Source organism: Rubripirellula lacrimiformis (assembly GCF_007741535.1).
Lineage (GTDB): Bacteria > Planctomycetota > Planctomycetia > Pirellulales > Pirellulaceae > Rubripirellula > Rubripirellula lacrimiformis.
Genome location: NZ_CP036525.1, coordinates 1879859 through 1900828, shown reverse-complemented (window position 1 = coordinate 1900828; position 20970 = coordinate 1879859). Strand labels below are relative to the sequence as shown.

The 20970-nt window shown below is 58.8% G+C and carries 19 protein-coding genes; 11 read left to right on the top strand and 8 right to left on the bottom strand.

Going from position 1 to position 20970, the window contains the following annotated elements; translation table 11 throughout:
• Positions 1 to 77: 77 nt before the first annotated feature.
• From K227x_RS30295 to K227x_RS06575, 5 genes are all read right to left on the bottom strand, one after another.
• Positions 78 to 344 (bottom strand): hypothetical protein, encoded by a 267-nt coding sequence (locus K227x_RS30295; protein WP_218933810.1) that lies wholly within the window; start codon positions 342 to 344, stop codon positions 78 to 80.
• Between the two features lie 297 nt (positions 345 to 641).
• A complete protein-coding gene (locus K227x_RS30290; RefSeq protein WP_218933809.1) occupies positions 642 to 797 on the bottom strand; it encodes a hypothetical protein in 156 nt (51 codons plus the stop codon).
• Between the two features lie 105 nt (positions 798 to 902).
• Complete coding sequence (locus K227x_RS30285; protein ID WP_218933808.1) at positions 903 to 1070, bottom strand: hypothetical protein; 168 nt, start codon at positions 1068 to 1070, stop codon at positions 903 to 905.
• Complete coding sequence (locus tag K227x_RS06580; RefSeq protein WP_218933807.1) at positions 1070 to 2056, bottom strand: UbiA family prenyltransferase; 987 nt, start codon at positions 2054 to 2056, stop codon at positions 1070 to 1072. Before K227x_RS06580 ends, K227x_RS30285 begins: the two co-directional genes overlap by 1 nt.
• A gap of 158 nt (positions 2057 to 2214) precedes the next feature.
• Positions 2215 to 3387: a hypothetical protein gene (locus K227x_RS06575; RefSeq protein ID WP_218933806.1), complete on the bottom strand. Its 1173-nt coding sequence runs from the start codon at positions 3385 to 3387 to the stop codon at positions 2215 to 2217.
• 219 nt (positions 3388 to 3606) lie between these two features.
• Here K227x_RS06575 and K227x_RS06570 point away from each other — a divergent pair, with 219 nt between their 5' ends.
• The 5 genes from K227x_RS06570 to K227x_RS06550 all read left to right on the top strand — a co-directional run bounded on the left by K227x_RS06570 (position 3607) and on the right by K227x_RS06550 (position 9022).
• A complete protein-coding gene (locus K227x_RS06570) occupies positions 3607 to 5058 on the top strand; it encodes a hypothetical protein (RefSeq protein WP_145168792.1) in 1452 nt (483 codons plus the stop codon).
• 144 nt (positions 5059 to 5202) lie between these two features.
• A complete protein-coding gene (locus tag K227x_RS06565) occupies positions 5203 to 6171 on the top strand; it encodes a hypothetical protein (protein ID WP_246146591.1) in 969 nt (322 codons plus the stop codon).
• Entirely contained in the window at positions 6168 to 7505 is a 1338-nt protein-coding gene (locus K227x_RS06560; protein ID WP_145168791.1) for a DUF11 domain-containing protein, read from the top strand. Before K227x_RS06565 ends, K227x_RS06560 begins: the two co-directional genes overlap by 4 nt.
• A gap of 120 nt (positions 7506 to 7625) precedes the next feature.
• The gene (locus tag K227x_RS06555) at positions 7626 to 8441 is read left to right on the top strand and encodes a methyltransferase (RefSeq protein WP_145168790.1); all 816 of its coding nucleotides are present in this window, start codon (positions 7626 to 7628) and stop codon (positions 8439 to 8441) included.
• Between the two features lie 263 nt (positions 8442 to 8704).
• Positions 8705 to 9022 carry a hypothetical protein gene (locus tag K227x_RS06550; RefSeq protein ID WP_145168789.1) on the top strand — a complete coding sequence of 106 codons (318 nt, stop codon included), beginning with the start codon at positions 8705 to 8707 and terminating at the stop codon, positions 9020 to 9022.
• 229 nt (positions 9023 to 9251) lie between these two features.
• On the opposite strand, the gene K227x_RS06545 is transcribed toward K227x_RS06550, so the two are convergent.
• From K227x_RS06545 to ftsY, 3 genes are all read right to left on the bottom strand, one after another.
• Complete coding sequence (locus K227x_RS06545) at positions 9252 to 10313, bottom strand: hypothetical protein (RefSeq protein WP_145168788.1); 1062 nt, start codon at positions 10311 to 10313, stop codon at positions 9252 to 9254.
• A gap of 453 nt (positions 10314 to 10766) precedes the next feature.
• Complete coding sequence (miaE, locus tag K227x_RS06540) at positions 10767 to 11174, bottom strand: tRNA isopentenyl-2-thiomethyl-A-37 hydroxylase MiaE (RefSeq protein ID WP_261343453.1); 408 nt, start codon at positions 11172 to 11174, stop codon at positions 10767 to 10769.
• A gap of 12 nt (positions 11175 to 11186) precedes the next feature.
• Positions 11187 to 12236, bottom strand: coding sequence for a signal recognition particle-docking protein FtsY (ftsY, locus tag K227x_RS06535; RefSeq protein ID WP_145168786.1), 1050 nt, complete (start codon positions 12234 to 12236; stop codon positions 11187 to 11189).
• Between the two features lie 534 nt (positions 12237 to 12770).
• Here ftsY and K227x_RS06530 point away from each other — a divergent pair.
• The 6 genes from K227x_RS06530 to K227x_RS06505 all read left to right on the top strand — a co-directional run bounded on the left by K227x_RS06530 (position 12771) and on the right by K227x_RS06505 (position 20969).
• Positions 12771 to 14087, top strand: coding sequence for a porin (locus tag K227x_RS06530; protein ID WP_145168785.1), 1317 nt, complete (start codon positions 12771 to 12773; stop codon positions 14085 to 14087).
• 449 nt (positions 14088 to 14536) lie between these two features.
• Positions 14537 to 15994: a porin gene (locus K227x_RS06525; RefSeq protein ID WP_145168784.1), complete on the top strand. Its 1458-nt coding sequence runs from the start codon at positions 14537 to 14539 to the stop codon at positions 15992 to 15994.
• Between the two features lie 737 nt (positions 15995 to 16731).
• Positions 16732 to 18171, top strand: a complete 1440-nt coding sequence (locus tag K227x_RS06520; protein WP_145168783.1) for an ammonium transporter — start codon at positions 16732 to 16734, stop codon at positions 18169 to 18171.
• Between the two features lie 485 nt (positions 18172 to 18656).
• On the top strand, positions 18657 to 19004 hold the full coding sequence (locus K227x_RS06515; protein ID WP_145168782.1) for a P-II family nitrogen regulator: 348 nt from the start codon (positions 18657 to 18659) through the stop codon (positions 19002 to 19004).
• On the top strand, positions 19001 to 19537 hold the full coding sequence (locus K227x_RS06510) for a type 1 glutamine amidotransferase domain-containing protein (RefSeq protein ID WP_145168781.1): 537 nt from the start codon (positions 19001 to 19003) through the stop codon (positions 19535 to 19537). The genes K227x_RS06515 and K227x_RS06510 overlap by 4 nt, the downstream gene beginning before the upstream one ends.
• A gap of 49 nt (positions 19538 to 19586) precedes the next feature.
• Complete coding sequence (locus tag K227x_RS06505) at positions 19587 to 20969, top strand: TIGR01777 family oxidoreductase (RefSeq protein ID WP_145168780.1); 1383 nt, start codon at positions 19587 to 19589, stop codon at positions 20967 to 20969.
• Position 20970: the final 1 nt, after the last annotated feature.

The window sequence follows — 20970 nt, the reverse complement described above, 5'->3', positions numbered from 1 at the left end:
CCTTCACGCATCCCGCTGGGGACTCAATCACTCAAAGGATCCGAACATTGGGAGTCCTTGCTGACGAAAGGGAAGTGTCAACTTGGAGTGTTCGGTGACGATTCGTCCGAGTCGGTCGAAACGTCGTTTGCAATTGGTCCGGCGAAATGTTGCTGGGTTCTAGCTTGTATTGTTCGGATTTCTTGGTCGCTGATGTCACCTTTGCGGTGCATTTCTAGCAAGTTTGCGAGGGCTTCTGGGGTGATCTCCCGGTCGTCAGCGACATAGTCCCGATAGCTTGCCACGAGATAAAATCCGCCCGATATCAGGATGCACAGGACCACTACGGCAGTTGCAGCTTGCACTACAGGCGAAGTGAAAAGATCTGGCATAACCCTCATTCCGATCCGAACTCCATCGCGGCGACTTCTGTCTTCGTCCCGCTACGGTCCACGCTGGCTGAACGACCCACTGTTCGTTCCCCTGCGACAACCGAATGATAGGAGTGTCCAGTAAGGATGGTCCAGCATTTTCGTTGCACGAAGTCGACTTTTTCGTGTTTCACAGCCCTTTTGGCGTTTCACGCCCTTGCAAAAAGGCAAAACACGCGATAGTTCGCCAAAACGACGCAGAGACACCCCGATCGGCGCCGGCGCGGATGCTTAGGAACCGCCAAAAGCAGTGATCGCCCGGTGGACCGGTGCCAAGCCAAGCTGGCTGTGCCCGTCGATCCGGATGATCCCCGGACCACGGAACCCACCACGGATCAGCGAATCAGTGATCCGCGACAGTGCAACTTCGCCCTGACCGATCGGCATCCATCAACTGGGACAGACGCCCAGCGAATCGGTCCAGATTCTCTTCATCCGAATCCGACGACAACGCATCGAGTGGACCGGTGGAAAACGTCACCAAGTCCGCCCCTATCTCTTGGGCGACGGGCAACCTATCTCTTGGGCAACGGGCAACCAGCGCAGAATCCACTGGCGGGCATCGTCCCACTGGGACTCGTCGGCGGAAACCAGCGATGGGCCCCGCCGGATCATCGGGTCGTGCAGCAGCAATCCGGACAAATGGTATCCAGGTCGCATCAGGTCACTCGAAATCGAGCGGCCAGCAGCAACGACGGCACGACCAGTGCAAAGATCACCATCGCCCAAACCTGCCCAGCCCCTAGATAGGCGTAGGCCGCAGCCAAAGGGATCATCGACAAGATGCCCACCCGGATCGCCATCTGAATGTGAGCCGGCGATGGGGACCGGACGGCACGAAACGCACGAATCACCACGGGGAACGCAATCATCGCAATCAACAGCGGAAACATCCGCACCACGGCCGGATCCCAGTCCAATAAAACGACCTGGTCCTCCGGCGGCGCCAACCACGGCGCGGTCGCCAACAGGATGAAACCGAAACAGGTCACCAAGAAACCGGTCGGCAAGTGATGCGATGGCCCGCCCACCGCTTCGCGCCGGCCCATCGTGGTGATCCCCATGATATAGACACCAAAGCCGCACGCGGCACCCAGCACATACTTGGGGAACAATGGTTCGTCGGCGGCCATCACCATGCATGGAGACGCCCCCAACAAGAAACTAAGCACTCGGCATCCGCCCATCGCTGCCGGCGCGGCAGGTGTTTTCTTCAGCGGGCCGTCATAGGCGACGATCATCCCGGCCAGTGCGATCGCGATCACGCCCGGAACCCAAGTCGTCGGCCGGTCCTGGGCCGGCAGATATCCGCTGACCGCGGCGATGATGATCCCCAACAACAGCAACGCCCAACCTGCCATTCGAGCTTTCCCGAGCCCGATCCGCCCCGCAGCCAACGGACGACTGGATCGTTCGGCTTTGTCCTTTTCGACGTCAAAGACATCGTTCAAGATCATCCCCGCCCAATACAAGCAGACACCCGCCAGGATCACAGCGACCAACCGGGCGACCGGCTGGGGTCCGCCAGCGACCAATAGGAACGCGGCGCCCACATCGGCTAGGACAGTAAAGACATTGGGCAACCGAACCAGTTGGGCCCAGTCGTACAGAGCCGAATTCGGCGATGAGGTGTTCGAAGCGGCCAAGATGTCGATCAGCGTTTATGAGTAGCGATATTCCCAGAACGCGATCATTGTAACGCAACCCAGCGGCATCCCCCCAGGGCGGATGCATTGGCATCGACACCAGCCGATTCATTGACGACGGGCCCCGGCCGCACAGCGGAGCGGCCGGCCCCGATCGATCAGCGGCGCAGTTGCCGCCGTTCGCGATCGGTCAGCTGGACACCATACAATTGCAAGTAGCGATCGGTTTCGTTGACGAAGTTGACCTCCGCGTCCTGGTTTTCGAATCGGAACTGTTCCATCGGCGGCGGTTGGATCGGCCGCAATGAATACAGTTCGATCAATGTGATCAGCCGCCCCTTGCTGGGTGGGGTGGGGCCTTCCGGGGACGCAACGGTTTGGGCGGTGGGGTCGCTACGGAATTCAATATGGATGGGCAGCCATTGGCCGAACCCGGTTTCGGGATCATTGGTGGCAGCGATCGCAATCCGAACTCGCGTGGGATACAGCTCGGGCCATTCTTGTAGTCCCGATTGAGCCAGGATCGCTTGGCGACGTTCTTGCCGCAGCGTTCCTGTGACCACCCAAACGGCACGCCCCTTCAATTTGTAGCTGGCCGCCCGCAGAACATGATCGCGTTGGATCGTGGTCAACATTTCGGCCCACGCGCCGACCCGCAGCCGAGGTGAAACCGAAGAATCGGCAACATCATCGTGCAACCACTCGTCCAACCGGCCCACATCCACGCGGCGGAGCGAGACTTCCCCCGCGATTTCGGTTCGGGTCCAAGCCAGTCGTCCGTCGCTGATCTGTTGAAATCGGTGTTTGCCGTCACCATCCAACATCGTCATGTGCAAGTTGTACCGTCCGCTGGCACCGCCGGATTGTTCGTACGTGCCGACACCGACGATTTCGCGGCCGGCGGTCCACACGGTCTCACGCACCTTTGCATCGAAGGCGGGTCCGTTGACCAGGTATTGGACGACCTGGTCCAACATCGCAACGGCCTGCGGCTGAGACGTCTGGGAAACCAGCGGGTCGGTTGCGGCTTGTTCGGTCCCTGCCAGGGCGATCGGTTCGGTCGCACGATGGGCAGCGGGATCCTGGCTGGGCGAATCGGCAGCCAAGGCCAACGTTCCGGGAGAAGGTGTGTCGGGGAATCCCGTCTTAGGAAACGACACATCCTGGGCGATCACTTCGGGCAGGATAGGGGACGCAGGGAACAGGATGGTCGCCAGCGGTCCGATCGCCACCGATGCAATTGCAAGCAAAGCCGACAATGCACTCAAACGTCTGAAAATACGTTTCATGGCCGTGAAACACCGGTATTGGTTGTAATGATTGATCTTCATGGGCCGGTTGTGATGGTTTTCTCAAAGATACGGCCTGTAACGAGCCGATGACCAATTACGAAGCCGGTACGACCGCACTTCATATCAGGGCAGATGGCTATCGGCGGATCGTAGGTTCCGACCACTCGGTAAGTCCAGCCAGAAACCAGCAACGACTGTCTTACCGAGACCGTCACTCCAGCAACCACGTGCAAGAATACCCAAGGAACGGGGGAAACGATGAAACGAATCGTCACTCATATGTCGCTAATGGCGGCCACGGCGATGATCGCCACCGGGTGTGTGCCGGTTCGCCACAACCTGCCACCCGAACAACGAATGCTCGAGCCGGGTCCCGGCGTCGGCGGCCCTGGCCCCGGCGTCCTCGGCGCTCCGCCATACGGCGGCATGGGCGGGGGCCCAATGATGGGAGCCGGTGGAATGATGGGCGGACCAATGGGCGGACCGATGATGGGCGGACCTGGTGGTCCAATGCCTCCCGGTGCGATCGGCCAAGCCGGCCCCGATGTGATGCGCAGCGTTCCGCTTCAAGGCGGACCGATGATGGGCACCTCGGCCATGAACGCATCGATGAAAGGTGCAGCGGGCGAAGTTGGCTTGGTCAACTACGCCTGTGGCACTTCGGGATGCAACTGTGGCGGCGGACCAGGCGGATGCCTGGGCGGCGGACAAATTGGCGAAGGAGCCATGATTCCGGCTGGCGGCGGCTATGCCATGAACAGCATGGCAGCGGCGATCCCATCGACCGTTCAGGTCACCTTGGGTCAGCCCGACGGAATGCACGTTCGCTACGATGCGACCGGTTCCGGCATGTTCGACAGCGAGCCATTGGTGGTTCCAGCCCGACAGAACTTCCCTCAGGGTGGACTGTATCGGTTGAAACTGACCAACATTCCGGCTCGTGAAGGCGTCGAACTGTACCCAACCGTTGAATTGGCGTACTCGAATCCTCGCACCGGAGCCTACTTGGCTCACAACTCGGTGCCATTGCAGTTCACCGAAGAAGACTTCGACCAAGTCTTGACCGGTAACTTCGTCACCAAAGTCATCTACCTACCGGATCCTGATTTCCAAGGGCCCGCGTTGGCAGGGATCGACACCCTGGTTAGCACTCGACTCGATCCGGGCATCGACCCGATCGTCGAAGCCGACCGTCGTGGTTCGATCCTGGCGATCATTCGCCTAGGGGACAAGGACATCGAAATGTCGGGAGCCGGTGGAATTAGCGGAGGCATCGGGGGCGGTGCCATGTTTGCACCTCCAATCGCAGGACTGCCGGCACCATTCGCTCCGGCGATGACCGACGGTTGCGGATGTGCAGGTGGATCGTCCACGCCCGTCGGATTGCCCGGCATGGTCGCTGGATACAACGCTCCCCAATACGGAATGCCAATCACCGGCACGCCCATCGGGTTGCCCGGACCACCCCATATTCCATTGGGACATCCGGCTGGCTTGAAGAAGCACGTGATCAAGAATCACACGCCGATGAACATTCCGCGTCCTGTGGAAAAGGTCAAGATGAACGTTCGCATGCAGCCCGGATACAGCTATCCCAACCCGGTTAGCCGAGTTCGCATCACCGAACAGAACATCAACCCGGGTGTCCCGAACGGTCGCGGACTGTATCAGCACCAAAGCCAAGCCGTCGATTCGAACAGTAATTACTAATCGATCGCCGAGTGCTTGAAAGCGTCAGCCGAACCCCGCGTTCGGTTGACACACGGAAAAACGAAACGCGGCGAGTTTGCACCCAGCGGCTCGCCGCGTTTCTTCGGTAACTCTACATTTTTCATGGCGAAGCAGGTCGGTCCGATGCACACCCACGACCAACAACTGATGCAACCAAGACGCCCGATGCCTGCCAACGCCGGTTCGCCAGACACCGGTTCGCCAGCGGCCAGTTTGTCAGACGCCAGTTTGTCAGACGCCAGCTTGCCAGACGCCGGTTGGCCAGCGGCCGATTCATCCATCGTCCGGCTACCACCGCGGCGCCCCCAACACCACGGCCTGGGGGTCGTCGGTATTCCGGTCATTGCCATCGCGGTTTGCGTCGCCACCACGTTGTGTCTCGGCCGCAGCGCTGCCGCAGCCGACCCATCGCAATTTTTGCCACCCAGCGGTGGTCACCGAATCCTGTCGGCCGACATGCCGCCCGGCTACGTCGGTGCCGCTCGCAATGCCGGTCGCACGCTGTGCCCTGGCTACATGCAGCCGGTTTCGATCATCGGCCCCGACGGCAGTCAGATCTCGCTGGCACAAAGCGGCGCGTTCTTGGAACCGACCCCGAATCTGCAGGCCGGTTTGCTGGTCGGCGGAGTCTATCGGTTCCAGGTCAGCCGCATCCCGGGCCACGAGGGCGCCGAACTGTACCCCACGATCGAATTGATCGACCGGACCTATCCGCCACCCGGCCTAGCAACCCGTCACCCGATCTTGGTCCAGATTGATCAAGAGGATCTGTTGGCGGCCCTGCGCGGACAAATGGTCACCCGCGTGATCTACCTCGAAGATCCACAATCGGCCACGCCGATGGAACAAACACGAAACACGAATCGTCCGATCGACGTTTCCGAATTCCAAGACGCACTGGAAGTCGCTGATCGCTTCGGTCGCCCATTGGCGATCGTCCGGATCGGCTCGGTCGCCCCGCCACGCCAACCCGAACTGTTGCATCAGTTCTTCTTTGGCTACCCGGCTTGGGCTCCCATCTACGCTCCCGAAACAGTCAACGCGACCTCGGAAACGTTGAACGATTTTCCCGAAACGGTGAACCGGCAATGAAACGAATCTCCCACAGCCACACCATGAAAATGGCCAAGACGATCCTGGGGATGACCGCATCCATCGTGATGACCGGCTGCGGCTCGCTGCCGTCGGGAAATCAAGTCGCTTCGTACCCCAGTGCCGCATCACCACCGTATCGGATGCCGATCCAAGCGACGTCCGTCACAGCCACTGCGATGCCTGCCAACACAGCGCCAGCCAACGCCGCGCCGCCGATTTCGGGCGGACCAAACGCCGCACCGATGGTCAGCCAAGTGGGCTTTATCGGTGACATCGCCGCCGATTCATGCGCCACCTGTACCGCCCCCAACAACGTGGGCGTCGCCGGTTCGATGGGTTGCGGATGCCAAGCCTGCGGACCAACGGCGCAAATCGACGGATCGCAAAGCTGCGGGATGCCCGCGTTTCCTTGCCCGCCCGGTTTTGACCCACAAGAGTATCTATGTGATGGCGGCGACGCCCACGGAGACGTGTTTGTCCGTCGCGACGATACCTTTGGTGGACTGCAAGCCGAAGACACCGTAGTTCATTACACCACCGAAGCCGGTGACATCGAAACCAACGCCAGCAATCGTGTCTGTGTTTATGCACCACGATTCGCATCGGTGCGAAAGATCACCGGGGCCGTCGCAGGCGGCCATTCGATCGGTCTGGCGACGGTCGATCGCCCCGTCGGCGCAGGTCGCATTGCGATCAACGAAGGCGGTGTCGTGATCGGTGAAACCACCGAACTTGGTCATGCCGACGTTTCGCGCCGCATCGATGCGATGCGAGACCGCAGTCGTTTGGTGCCCGTGGAAAGCGTGATGCAGCCGGTTCAGAACGTGGACGTGTTGGCAATCTTGGCGGGTGTCAAATGGAACCAACTGGGACAATTGCGTGACGAACAGAAGGCTGTTCTTGAACGTTATGCCGCAGCCGCTATCGCCTGGACGATCGATGAATCGGTCGAAGTTGCGATCGAAGACTTGAAGGCACCAACGCTGACCCGCGACCAAACCGTCGAAGGCCTGACCGTCTACGATTTCCCCGACGCTGGACGTTTGCAGATCGTCAAACTGGCGGACCGCTCGGACGCCAAACCAGGCGAAACGGTGTCCTTTGCGATCCGCGTGGACAACGTGGGTGATTCGCCGGTCGAACAGGTCACGTTGACCGACAACCTGACCACTCGCTTGGAATACGTTGTCGACAGCCAAACCTGCAGCGGCGACGCTGAATTCTCTGCCGTTGCCAACTCGGCTGCTTCGATGCAACTGATCTGGAAGCTGAACGGCAAGCTTCGCGTCGGCGAAAGTGTCACCGTGCGTTTCGATTGCAAGGTTCGCTAAACCGCTCGCTAAACCACTCGCTAAACTGTCAGCTAGACTACCAGGGCTGAAGCGGTCACGCCGCTTCGCTGGTCCGGGGGATCCCCTGGTTGAACGTTCATGTGAAAAGCGAGTGTATCGATGCGAATGGTCTGCATTGCGTTTCTGGTCATGGTTTCACTTGGTTGCCGAACCAAGTATCGCGAAGACCTGGACTATTCTTACAACGTCCTGCAGACCTGGCCGCTGGAAGACCTTGCGGCGGGCGAAATTGTCCAGTTCGAATCGGTCTTCTGGGAACCCGACGATACGGTTTCCTTACGCAGGCTGCTGATCGACGACTCGATTGCCTCGGGTCGTGATGTTCTGGAAATCGGCACTGGTACCGGACTGATTTCGATCATCTGTTTGCAGAACGATGCTGCCAGCGTTGTCGCCACCGACATCAACCCGGCCGCCGTGGCTTGCGCGAAATACAACGTCGCGATGTTGGCCGAAACGTTTTTGGCAACATCCCAATTGGATGTTCGGCAGGTCCCCCCCGATTCGCCGGGCGCGTTCTCTGTGATCCAAGACGACGAAAAGTTTGACCTGATCCTGTCCAATCCACCTTGGGAAGACGGCCAGGTCACGCAGCCGGTCGACCATGCGTTCTACGACCCGAGCTTCGCATTGATGGATTCGCTGTTGGATGGATTGCCCAAACACCTAAAACCGGGCGGCCGGTGTTTACTGGCTTACGGCTATGTGCCGGCGATCCAACGGCTGCAGGAACAAGCTGCGGCGCGTGGGTTCGCCGTCAAGATTCTAGACGATCGGGAACTCGATACGCTGCCCAACGATTTTCTGCCGGGCATGTTGATTGAAATCAAGCCGCCTTTGTCGTTGTTGACGGGAACTGGACGCGCCACGACGGCCTCACCGCCTGCGGATTCGACCGAACCCGAGACACCGTGAAGGTCGCAGGGCAGGGGCCTTCGCGGTTGCCGGGGATAGCTGCCACGCTGCGATCATTCCCGCTATTTCGTCTGCGCGATGGCGTCTGCGATGTCAATCGTTTTCGGGATCCCGCAAAAAACTGATTGGTATTTGCCTTGCCAGTGCATCGCGCACGTCACTAACATGAAGGTGACTCACGACGCCACACATTCGCTTTTCATCCGATCGGGCACCGTGCCGATCGCGTCGCGAGTCATCCTCGCAGTCGGAACCCATGCCAGATGATCCACTACACTTGTGATCGTTGTAAGCGCCAGATCGACACCGACGAGCAGAATCGGTTTATCGTCCACATTGAAATTCAGTCCGCCATCGATGGCCCTAGCATTGAAATCGATGATGACATCGACCAACTGAACGAACTGAATGACTTTCTGGAAAACCTGCACGACGAATCGGTCGAAGACGTCAGCGATCTTGTTGATTCGCAGTTGAGCCATGAAGGTCGTTACGACCTGTGCGCCGAATGCCATCATCAGTTCTTGAAGAACCCGTTGGGCCGCGACGCCATGCTGACCCTAGGTTTCAGCAATAACTAGGCTGTTAGGTTTGGGAAACAACCGTCATCCGTTTGGGCGATAGCGGCCAGCCGACTTAGTCGTTGTCGAGAAAACAGCGTTGCAGTCACTAGCGCGTCGCGGAATCGGATCCCTCGCTGACGCGTCGGGTTACTAAATCAGCAGGCCGATAGCCCCGGCTGAACGTGGGGACCATGGCTGGCGGCGAACTGATCGACATTTTCAAAGCCAATCGTTCACTCGATCGCGTTCACTGCATGGCGGGCTTCGATGCGGACACGCGAGCCACATTTTCCGTGCGTCCATGGGTCCAGCCCATCTGCAGGAACCGGTCTCGCGTTTCGACATAGTCGAGCGCTGCCAAACGAACGTCCATCGGCAACTTAGTGATCTCGCGATCCAGATGGGGATCCGCAGCCCCCACCAACAATCGTGACATCCAACGATGGTCGGGCCGCTTAGAGTCCAGGTCCAACTTGACCGCCACCTGCCGCAACATCGATGACAACGATCGGGTTGAACTGGTCGGTTGCACCAATTCATGGGCAGTCGCTTTGAGTCGAAATTCAGCAGCCGCCATCTCCGAAGCATGATGCGCGGCGACCTCGTCTCCGGCCCGATAGGCGGCCACGACAAACTTGGCTGCACCGATCGTGCGGATCTCGTGATCCAGTCCACCGAACGTTTTCTTTTCGGTTTGCGCGATGACGGACACGTCGATCAAACTGCCTCGCCAAGACGGCGGAACAGCAAAGGTGATGCGAAAGACTTTTTCGCCTTCCAAAATCTGCTGGGACGTCCAACGCAGTTTGAAATACACGCCGCGTCCGCGATTGATCGTGCCGGCGGCCGTGACGGCTTGAACCGGTGCCTGTCGTTGGAACTCGATCGTGTTGATGTCTTTGGCGCCCAAGTCGGATCCGACGTTTCCGGTCACGGCGTGTCCATAGCTTCCGTTTGGGCCGATCCCCAAGGACGACGTTTTCTCTTTGACCTGTTTGATTTGGATCGGTGAAGCAACATCGCTGGCCGTTTCGGTGCGCGGCGCATAGTCGGCGATTGATACATTGCCGTCGCGAGGCTGGCAGCGGACCAACCACTGATCAATCGTTGGTGCCGTCGGACTGACGATCATCGACGACAATCGCAATTGGACGGTTACCAAACTTGGATCGTCGGGCGAAGTTTCCGCCGGTCCGGCGGCGACCACCGATGGCAGGTCAAACTGGATTTGATCACCTGCGTGGGAACCAGCGGGCAGTGCGGCCACAGAAACCAAAACAGCGATTGCAATCTTCAGTGGTTGCGACATCGAAACCATCATCCTTTCCCGGAACTTCCGATAGCGGTGCACCCGAAGGATCCAAATCGACCATCGATTGCAGCGCGGTGTCAGACACAAACCAAATTGGCAGATCGGATCATCCGATCAGTGACGCAGGTGTGAGACATCGTCTGGGCGGGTTCCCAAAGGAATCTGCCACCCCAAGACCACACCCCCACGTCGCCGCTTCCGTCGTGGAAAGGTTCCGGAGTGTTTGGATGATCGGGGCGGGGGAGGGCACCTTGCCGTTCCCGCCGGACACATCCAAACGTCTGCCGGACATTTGAAATCTAGCGATGCCAACCACCGCGGCAATCGCCAATCGGCGGTGGGTGACCAGAGTCCGGCGCGATCACGTCCACCGCTGGGCGCTGCCGGGACGAATGTGAAACTTTGCCCCGCGAGTCCGCCAGCGGGGTATCCAAGCGTGAAACGCAGCAGCTAGCTGTGCATCCGAGGCAAAGGGGATCCTTCGGCAATGATCGCCGCCTCGTCTTTGGACAGTTGGGCCAATCGATCGCGAACCACATCCCGCGGTGCGAAATCTTCGGCCAACTTCACGTACGTCGTGTGATGCCGGGCTTCGCTTTCGAACAGCCCGCCATAGAAAGCAGACAATTCGGGATCCGACTGGGCAACATGTTCGGACAACAATCGAAATCGCTCGCAGCTGCGGGCTTCGATCAATGACGCAACCAACAGCCGGTCGACCGCGCGATCAGGTTCTTGGACACGAATCAACCCGCTCAACGATTTGCCATAGGGGCCTGGTGCAATCCGGCGGAATTCGATGCCGCGTCGATCCAACAGATCCCAGACCATTTCGAAGTGCTCGAGTTCTTCCTCGATGATTCGAATCGGTTACTGGAACAGTGCTTTTGCGAACGAAGCCGAATCGAAGGTAGCGATGTCTTCGATGCCTTCGCCGAGACCGACGAACTTGACGGGCAACTGGAACTGTTCACGAATCGGCACGATCACGCCGCCCTTGGCCGAACCATCTAGCTTGGCCAGCACGATTCCTGTGCAACCGGCCGCGTCGCTGAATCCGCGCGCTTGGCTGATCGCGTTCTGGCCGGCCGTGGCGTCCAGGACCAACAACACTTCGTGCGGCGCCGATTCGATCTTCTTGCCGATCACACGTCGGATCTTATCCAACTGTTGCATCAGGTTGGTTTGCGTTTGCAACCGACCCGCGGTATCGATGATGGCGACGTCCGCGCCGATTTCGACCGCCTTTTCGACCGTTTGAAAGGCCACACTAGCGGGATCGGCTTCGTGTTTACCGGTGACGATTTCGCATCCGATGCGTCCTGCCCAGACCGTTAACTGCTGGACCGCGGCGGCGCGGAACGTATCGCCGGCCCCTAGCACGACTTTGTGTCCGGCCGAATGCAGATGGTAGGCCAGTTTGCCGATCGAGGTTGTCTTGCCGCTGCCGTTGACTCCCACGACCAAAATCACCGTGGGTCCCGATTCCGCAAACTGAATCTCGGTCGATTCCTGCGACAGCATCTGCTGAGTCTGTTGAGTGATCGATTCCAAGATGTCATCGAGGTGGACCACACGAGCGCGAAATCGTTTGCCGATGTCATCCCGCACCGCTTCGGCAGAGGTGACGCCCATGTCGGTGCGGATCAGCCGAGCAAACAATTCCTGCAAGAACTCGTCGTCGACCAATCGGCCTTCGCTCTTGAACAGGTCACGGATATCGGTATTGAGCGCTTGCCGAGTTTTCGTCAGCGCCTTTCGCACTTGGGAGAACACGCCTCCGGCGGGGGCATCGGCACCAGCCGCGCTGGGCTGCGAAGCGGTTGGTTCTACCGCCGAAGTGCCTGCGCCATCTGAACTGGGGGCCGGGTTATCCTGCGGCGGGGTGGTCTCTGATTTCTTGGAACGCCAAAACGCCATGAGCTTCAGTCACATCGGTCGGAAGGTGGATCCGCGGCGGCCTCGATCGGCAATCGCCTGCAACGCCCAGTTTGACGGATGCCGTGTCCGCCGGGTAGGGCTGTTGATTCGAGCAAAAAAACGCTGGGGCACGGGGAATAGGCGTTTGGGCATCGGCCCACTGCCATTGCCCGACCAGCTAACCCGAACAGTTTGACTAACACGCAGATTCTTCGCCAGGCGATCGCGTTGCCCAAACCGAGCGCACGGAGCAAACCGCATGATGGTCACGACAGATACGAGCTGCACTGGGCAGCGGCCATCTGTGAATTGTTCTAGAGGTTCCGGCGGCGAAACCCCAATCGCGTTCCGATGACTACTTTCGAAGACAACGCGTGGTTCGGATTGTCGAACGCCACTTCGGGCGGAAGACAGCGGATTCGATCACCCGGCTGAGAGAGCGTTCTCTCAACCCCTTGCAATCGATCGATTGCAAGGATCCACGCCAATGTGCCATGACGGCCACCCAAAACGGATCTCTGGGGATTAAAAGCAATGAAGCTTAGTAAATTAGCGCTGGTCGCCGCACTTGCTTGTGGAACTTACGCAGGCAACGTGTTCGCCGATCAGACCAACGAAATTCAACTCGTCTCGCACCGTCACGCTGCATGTGATTGCGGCGAACCAGCATGCGGCTGCGAAGCTGCGATTCCTTCCTGTGACCTCGGTTGCAGCGATGGATGCGACGGCGGTTGCGACGGAGCCTGTGGTTGCGATTCCGGATGTGGAATCGGCAACGCCTTGGGCGGACTGCTGGACTGCGACGATTGCTGCTTGGGCGACCCCTACACTTTGTTCGGCGAACATTGTGGATGGTCGGCCGGAGGCTGGGTCCAATTGGGATACAGCAACAAAGCTCTGCCAGCTTTCAACACCTACCCCGATCACCTTCAGCTGCAACAAGCTTGGTTGTTCGCTGAAAAGTCGATCGACACCAGCAACGGTTTCGATATCGGTGGTCGCATCGATTACCTGTATGGAACCGACGGCCCGAACACTCAGGCCTTCGGCACTGACCCACGCGGTTGGGACAACAGCTGGGACAACGGCGGCCAATACGGACACGCGTTGCCACAACTGTACGCCGAAGCTGGCTACGGTGACCTGTCGGTGAAACTGGGTCACTTCTACACCATCATTGGTTATGAAGTGGTCGGTGCAACCGGAAACTTCTTCTACAGCCACGCCTACACGTTCAACTTCAGCGAGCCGTTTACGCACACCGGTGCGTTGGCGACTTACAACGTCAACGATGACGTTACGGTCTGGGGTGGATACAGCATGGGTTGGGACAGCGGTTTCGACGACAACGGCGACGCCTACTTGGGCGGGATCTCGCTGGGTCTGACCGACAAGCTGCAGTTGACCTACGCTGCGACCGCTGGTCGTTTCGGCGAAAACCGTTTCAACGGTGTTGAAACTGGATACATGCACTCGATCGTCGCTGACTACGCCGTCACCGACAGCTTGCAGTACATCATCCAGAACGACATCCTGAGCACCGAAGATGCTGCCGGAGCCCTGGCTCGCGAAAGCTTCGGAATCAACCAGTACTTGGTCAAGACACTGAACGATTGCTGGGCCGTCGGTGCTCGCTTCGAATGGTGGAATGCTGAAGGTGCTGGATTCGGAGCCAATGGTGTTGGCGAAAGCGACCTGTACGCTTTGACCCTAGGTGCCAACTACAAGCCGCACGCCAACGTGACCGTGCGTCCTGAAATCCGCTGGGATTGGGATGACGATCAGTTCATCGGACTGGAAGATGGAACTCGCCAAACCACCTTCGGCGTCGATACCATCCTGACGTTCTAAGCTTGAAAACAGTGCGAGGTTCGCAAAGGGTTTTCAACGACTCTCCCCGACGTTCGATTCACCCAGGTGGTGCGAACTTCTAGCTAAAAATCAGACCGGCCGTTCCCAATCGGGGAACGGCCGGTTTTTTTATGCGCCGAATCAAACCTGAATGCGGTCGTCCATCGCGGTCCCGAGTCGTGACGGGGTGTGAAACCCGTTTCCCTGGCGATGCGTTTCGGTGATGGATCGTGGGCCCCGGATCGCAGTGCGGGGATGCATACCTCCGTCAGCCTTCCCCCAACCGTCAAACCTTACCAATCTGGGCCGAAATGGGTCGTTTCGATTGTCTGGCTTCTGAGGGAAGGTTGGATTTTAAGGGAAATGCCTGCCGATAGGACTCCTAAGCAACCTGGTGCAACTTGTGAAACAGCACCGGCCGAAGAAACATGGATGGGAGTCCAGGACGAATGAGACTTAGCAAATTGGCATTCCTCGCCGCCTTGTGTGGCGGCGCCGTGATCAGCAGCGGCACGTCCGCCTCGACGTCCTGGGGCCAAATGCCGGGCCAACGTTCGGTCGGTTCGGGGATCTCGCAATCAGGCGTCTCGCAAGTGAGCCACTGCGATTGTGGCCTGTCGGATTGCGGCTGCGACGCAGCGATGCCGGCACTCGGATGTGATGGCGGTTGCGAAGGCAACTGTGACGGCGGCTGTGGCCTTCGTGACTGTGGCGGCAACGATTGGATCGACGCGGGCTGCGGTGACTTGGCCGCCTGCGACACCGGTTGCGGTGGAGGACTGTTTGACAACGGTTTCCTCAGCGACTCGGAACTTGGCGATCCCTACAACCTGCTTGGCGAATGCTGCGGCTTCACCATGGGCGGATGGGTCCAATTGGGATACCACAACAAGAACTTGTCGCTGTTCAACAGCCGCAGAGACGAACTGCAACTCCAGCAGGCTTGGGTCTACGCCGAGAAAGAATTGGACACGTCCAATGGCTTTGGCGTCGGTGGACGAGTCGACTACCTTTACGGTACCGATGGTCCTGATACCCAAGCGTTCGGCATCCCGAACAACCACTGGGACAACCAATGGGACAACGGTCCCGACTATGGGCACGCGATCCCGCAAGCCTATCTAGAAGCCGGCTACGGCGACCTTTCGGTCAAAGTAGGCCACTTCTACACGATCATCGGCTACGAAGTGGTCGCCGCAACCGGCAACTTCTTCTACAGCCACGCGTACACCATGTACAACAGCGAACCGTTCACCCACAGCGGTGCATTGTTCACCTATGACATGACCGAAGACATGGCTTTCTACGGTGGCTATGTGTTGGGTTGGGATAGCGGATTCGAAGACAACGGCGACGCCTACATCGGCGGTAGCTCGGTTCAACTGACCGACGACATCAACGTCACTTCGACGTTCACCGTCGGCCGTTTGAATGACAAGGGCGGAGCTGATGAACGCGGCTACATGTCGTCCACCGTCGCTTCGATGCAGATGACCGAGAAGCTGTCGTACATCTTCCAAGCCGACCTTCTGGATACCGAAAACGCCGCTGGCGAAACGGTCCGCGAAACGTTTGGCATCAACCAATACCTGATTCGTTCGATCAACGACCGAATCCAGATTGGTTCCCGATTCGAATGGTGGAACGTCCAAGCCGACAGCCAAGGCTATTACGGTCCAGCCGCCCCGGCCGGACTTGGTGCGATCGCCCCCGGCGACTTCGACATCTTTGCTCTGACGCTTGGCATGAACGTCAAACCTCATTCCAACGTCACCATTCGACCTGAAATCCGCTGGGATTGGGTCGATGGCGGTACCGATCGACTTGCGGTCGCCGACATGGACATCCTGGAAAATGATGCCGAACGACAAACGACCTTCGGCGTCGACACGATCTTCACTTACTAGTGCATCGAGCGAACCGAATCATCGGGTAGCCAGACTCGCCAGGAGTTTCGGCCGCACCGCAGTTCACCGAAAGCCTGACCTCGACTTGTTCGAGGCCAGGCTTTTTTCGTTGCCAGATCGCCCCCAGTGCTTCCCCCCTGCTGCGGCCCGTCTTGCTGCGTGCCACTGATCGGCGCGCGATCGAACGGTGCGAGGAAACCGGGCCTCCCCCCCCACCCGCGTCCGCGGTCCCCGCGAATCCGCACTGATTGGGCCCCCACCGCCCCAGCTTGCAGGACCTGACCAACGCTGGGCCGCCCCCCCCCCTCTTCTACGGGGGCCCGGGCCGACACCGGGGAATCTAAAAGTGCCCGCCGCTTAGGCAGCTGCTATCCAGATGCCCAAAGGCCAGGCACACCAATTCAGCAAAACCGGAACACCCGTCAGAACCAAGAAAAAAACATTTCTTTTAACGCGTTACTGGCAAAGGACTTACAAGCACGAACCAGGACCTAGCAAACGGCTTTGGCCCGCCCCTTGCTTAAACCGTCCCGTGTTGCGAGCGAATGCACAAAATTCGTCACCCAATCAGCTCACGAGCGTCTTTGAAGATGGCCCGGGCAGGAGATGAGTGGAAGACCGAATGGCATTCGCCGTGATCAGTGGGTGCTCGACCGGGTGGTCGAGCCGCTGATGAGAAGGTTTTTCACGTTCCTGCAGAAGGCGATTTTAGAATGACTCAATGGGTTCGAGCTTCCATGCTCACATGTTTGGTCCTAGGGGGGATCATGGGCGTCAGTCTGGCGACTGGCACACAAGCGTACGCACAAGACGAAGTAGCGGTTGAGACAGTCGTTGCCGACGATGTGGTCGCCGATGAAGTCGCAGCCGAAGAGGGTGCGGCTGACGAGACAGATTTGGGCGTCGGCTATGCACTCGACAACGTGATGTTGTTCTTCTGTGCGGTCTTGGTGCTGTTCATGCAAGCCGGATTCGCGATGGTCGAAGTCGGACTCAATTCAGCCAAAAACACTGTCAACATTCTATCCAAAAACGTGATGGATTTGGCGGTCGGTGCACTGCTGTTCTTCTTTGTCGGGTTCGGGTTGATGTACCCGGGTTCGTACGGCGAAGTCAGCAACGCCTACTTCAGTTTCGGTGGAACCGGAATCTATGAAGACGCTAGCCTGGAACGCACGTTCTCGCCACAAGTCGACTGGTTGTTCCAAGCGGTCTTCGCAGCAACCGCCGCGACGATCGTCTCGGGTGCGGTTGCCGGCCGAATGAAGTTCAGTGCTTACATGGTCTACAGCGCCTTGCTGACCGGTCTGATCTATCCGATCAGCGGCTACTGGAAGTGGGGCGGCGGCTGGTTGATGCAGTTCGGTGAACTGGTCGACGGTGAATACACCATGGCATTTCAAGACTTTGCTGGTTCAGCAGTGGTTCACGCGGTCGGCGGATTCGCTGGCCTTGCCGGTGCGATGATCTTGGGCCCACGATTGGGTCGCTTCACCGCCGACGGCAAGAGCGTTCCCCTACCGGGTCACAACATCGCCTTTGCGGCACTTGGCGTGTTCATCCTGTGGGTGGGATGGTATGGATTCAACCCTGGTAGCCAACTGGCTTTCCAAGGCACTGGCGACATTGACGCTACCGTGTTCATCGCGGTCAACACAACTTTGGCAGCAGCTGCCGGTGCGGTTGTCGCCACCATGCTTAGCTGGGTCATGTTCAGCAAGCCTGACCTGACGATGAGCCTGAACGGGGCACTTGGCGGATTGGTTGGCATCACGGCTTGCTGTGACGCATTCACCAACGGTTGGTCGATGGTTGTCGGCGGCGTGGCCGGCGGCTTGGTCGTCCTGGGCGTGATCATCCTGGACAAGGCAAAGATCGACGATCCAGTGGGTGCTTGGCCTGTGCACGGACTGTGCGGTGTTTGGGGATGCATGTCCCTAGGCATCCTGCCGAACACTCACTTGGAAAGCGGTGCTACTAGCTTCGCAATTCAACTGATCGGAACCGCGTCGATCTGTGCTTGGGCATTCGTGACGATGGGAGCTGTGTTCTTGGCCCTGAAGGCAATGGGAATGCTGCGAGTATCGGCAGTCGAAGAACAAGCTGGTTTGGACATCTCGGAGCACGGCATGCACGCCTACCCTTCGGATGCCATCGCTGGCGGATCGATCACTTAATCATCTACCCACCACCGCCCCGCCATCGAAGTTTCTTGAAGCATCTTTGGCGGGGCAACGGTGGATTGGATGGCAACCGAGCAAAACAAGCAGATGCGAAAGACTTCTTGGCTCTTGCCTGGGCCAGAAGCACCCAGTCCGGGCGGGCGTCCGCCTCGTTCGCCCGGATCTGGGATTTTTGAACCAGGCTGGCGAATCAGTCTTTCCATTCGAGCCGATTCCCTCGCTGAGGGAGTCGGCTTGTTTTTTGGACCATGGACGTCATGGGGTACACGATGGCCCCGCGGTTCCGTCCATTCGATGCGACGCTGATCCTCGCATCCGCGACGCCTTCGATCCCGGCAGCGCCGCCTGGTTGCCCGTCGTATGCGAGCCGAGCTTGGCGGTTTAGAATCATGGCGTGCGGCACCCTTCGACCTCGCTGATCACCGTCACCGCATTGGACGGATCACGCTCCCTTGCCTTTCTCTCGCTGAAAGCTTCTTGTGAAGTTCGTCATCGCTATCGTCCAACCGGGCAAACTGGAATCGATCAAAGCCTCGCTCAGCAAAGTGGAGGTCGTTCGATTGACGGTGCTTGAATGTCAAGGATTCGGCCGCCAACGCGGCAAGACAGGTGCACACGTTGGTCGCGACTCCAGCGTCAACCTGTTGCGTAAAACTCAATTGCAAATTGCCGTCAACGACGAATTCGTTCAGCCAACGGTCGATGCGATCATCGAAGGCGGACGGTCCGATGGTGATGGCGAAATCGGCGACGGCAAGATCTTTGTGCTGCCCATGGACGACTGCATCCGCATCCGAACCGGTGAAACAGGAAACGAAGCGATATGACCCACAATGAATTGCCCATCCAGGGTCAATCGGTATTGATTTTGACGGGCGAAATCTACGAAGACCTGGAACTGTGGTATCCCAAGCTGCGGCTGGAAGAGGCCGGCGGCAAAGTCGTCCTGGCGGGCCCCGATGCCAATACCCACTACAACGGCAAACACGGCTACCCGTGCACCAGCGATACAGCCATTGCGGACATGCGGGCTGATGACTTTGATGCGTTGGTCGTCCCGGGCGGCTTCATGCCCGACAAACTGCGACGCGACAAGGCGGTCCTGGATCTGGTCCGGGCCTTTGATGCGGCCAAGAAACCGATCGCTGCGATTTGCCACGGCGGTTGGATCCCGATTTCGGCGGGAGTCTACAAGGACGTTCGTGTTACCGGTTCCCCCGGCATTCGCGACGACTTGGTCAACGCCGGAGCCATCTACGAGGACGCGTCGGTTGTGGTCGACGGGCACCACGTCACCAGTCGTCGCCCCGATGACCTGCCAGATTTCTGCCGCGAACTTTTGGCATTGATGTCCGCCTAGAGTGACTCGTGAGCCCCTTTGGCCCTTCCAGACACTTTGCCAGGACATCATGAGCAGCACCCAAGAATTTGTCGCACAGGTTTCGTTGCCATGCGCGGTGGAGGATGCCTTTGCGTATCACGATCGCCCCGGCGCGTTGGCACGGCTGATTCCCCCCTGGGAATCGGTCGAACTGGAACACAGTGATGATTCGTTGGCGGTCGGCAGCCGCGTCACGCTGACGACCAAGTTCGCGGGAATTCCACTTCGCTGGCATGCCCAGCACACGCTGTACGATCCGCCGCGGCAGTTCGCCGACACTCAGCTTTCGGGCCCCTTCGCGGCCTGGGACCACAGCCATCAATTCACCGCCAGCGGTGACCAAAGCATTCTGCGAGATTCGATTTCGTATCGCATCCCGGCCGGATCCGTGGGCCGGCTGATGACCAGCGGTTTGGTGCGGAAGAAAATCCAACGGATGTTCGCCTACCGACACCGACTGACGCACGACGATCTTCAATTGCAGGCCGATCGCCCAGCCCCCGCGATGACGGTCGCCATTTCGGGCAGCACAGGCATGGTCGGATCCCAGCTTTCGGCGTTGTTGGGAGTGCTGGGTCACCGAACGCGAGCGATCGTCCGATCGGCCGACGGATCCGAAGACCAGATCGCCGCCTGGTCGGGTGATAGCGAGGTTCAAAAACTAGACGGCGTCGATGCCGTCGTCCACTTGGCTGGCAAACCGATCGCCGACTGTCGTTGGACCGATTCCGTCAAACAACAGATCCGCGACAGCCGCGTGATCAAGACACGCCAATTGTGCCAGTCGTTGGCCGGACTGAAAAACAAACCCAAGGTGCTGATCTGCGCATCGGCAACCGGCATTTATGGGGATCGAGGCGACGACGTGCTGACTGAATCGTCGGCCCCCGACACAAGCTTTCTTGCCGACGTGGCAAAGCAATGGGAACAGGCCTGCCAGGCTGCGGTGGATGCAGGGATCCGCGTCGTGCATGTTCGCTTTGGGATCATCCTTTCCCCGCAGGGCGGCGCCCTAGCGAAGTCTCTGTTGCCGGCGAAGTTTGCTGGGGGATCGCTCGGCAGCGGCCAACAATGGTGGTCATGGATCGCGTTGGATGACGCCGTCGGTTCGATCTATCACGCGATCACCGATCCTGAAATCAACGGAGCGGTAAACGTGGTATCGCCGCATCCGATTCGCAACGTCGACTTTGCCAAGACACTGGGCCGGGTGCTCGGTCGCCCCGCACTATTTCCGGCTCCGGCATTCGCACTGCGATTGGCACTGGGGGAAATGGCGGACGCGCTGCTGTTGGCCAGTGCGCGAGTGAAACCGACGAAGTTAGAATCCGCTGGTTACCGATTCCGGTTCACCGACCTGGAATCGTTTCTTCGCTACGCGCTGGGCAAAGACCTGCAATACGACGACTAAA

Coding starts and splice junctions, on each gene's coding strand:
- K227x_RS30290 (WP_218933809.1), bottom strand. CDS start 797: ATGCCGATCGGTCAGGGCGAAGTTGCACTGTCGCGGATCACTGATTCG.
- K227x_RS30285 (WP_218933808.1), bottom strand. CDS start 1,070: ATGCGACCTGGATACCATTTGTCCGGATTGCTGCTGCACGACCCGATG.
- K227x_RS06575 (WP_218933806.1), bottom strand. CDS start 3,387: ATGAAGATCAATCATTACAACCAATACCGGTGTTTCACGGCCATGAAA.
- K227x_RS06570 (WP_145168792.1), top strand. CDS start 3,607: ATGAAACGAATCGTCACTCATATGTCGCTAATGGCGGCCACGGCGATG.
- K227x_RS06565 (WP_246146591.1), top strand. CDS start 5,203: ATGCACACCCACGACCAACAACTGATGCAACCAAGACGCCCGATGCCT.
- K227x_RS06560 (WP_145168791.1), top strand. CDS start 6,168: ATGAAACGAATCTCCCACAGCCACACCATGAAAATGGCCAAGACGATC.
- K227x_RS06555 (WP_145168790.1), top strand. CDS start 7,626: ATGCGAATGGTCTGCATTGCGTTTCTGGTCATGGTTTCACTTGGTTGC.
- K227x_RS06550 (WP_145168789.1), top strand. CDS start 8,705: ATGATCCACTACACTTGTGATCGTTGTAAGCGCCAGATCGACACCGAC.
- K227x_RS06545 (WP_145168788.1), bottom strand. CDS start 10,313: ATGTCGCAACCACTGAAGATTGCAATCGCTGTTTTGGTTTCTGTGGCC.
- ftsY (WP_145168786.1), bottom strand. CDS start 12,236: ATGGCGTTTTGGCGTTCCAAGAAATCAGAGACCACCCCGCCGCAGGAT.
- K227x_RS06530 (WP_145168785.1), top strand. CDS start 12,771: ATGAAGCTTAGTAAATTAGCGCTGGTCGCCGCACTTGCTTGTGGAACT.
- K227x_RS06525 (WP_145168784.1), top strand. CDS start 14,537: ATGAGACTTAGCAAATTGGCATTCCTCGCCGCCTTGTGTGGCGGCGCC.
- K227x_RS06520 (WP_145168783.1), top strand. CDS start 16,732: ATGCTCACATGTTTGGTCCTAGGGGGGATCATGGGCGTCAGTCTGGCG.
- K227x_RS06510 (WP_145168781.1), top strand. CDS start 19,001: ATGACCCACAATGAATTGCCCATCCAGGGTCAATCGGTATTGATTTTG.
- K227x_RS06505 (WP_145168780.1), top strand. CDS start 19,587: ATGAGCAGCACCCAAGAATTTGTCGCACAGGTTTCGTTGCCATGCGCG.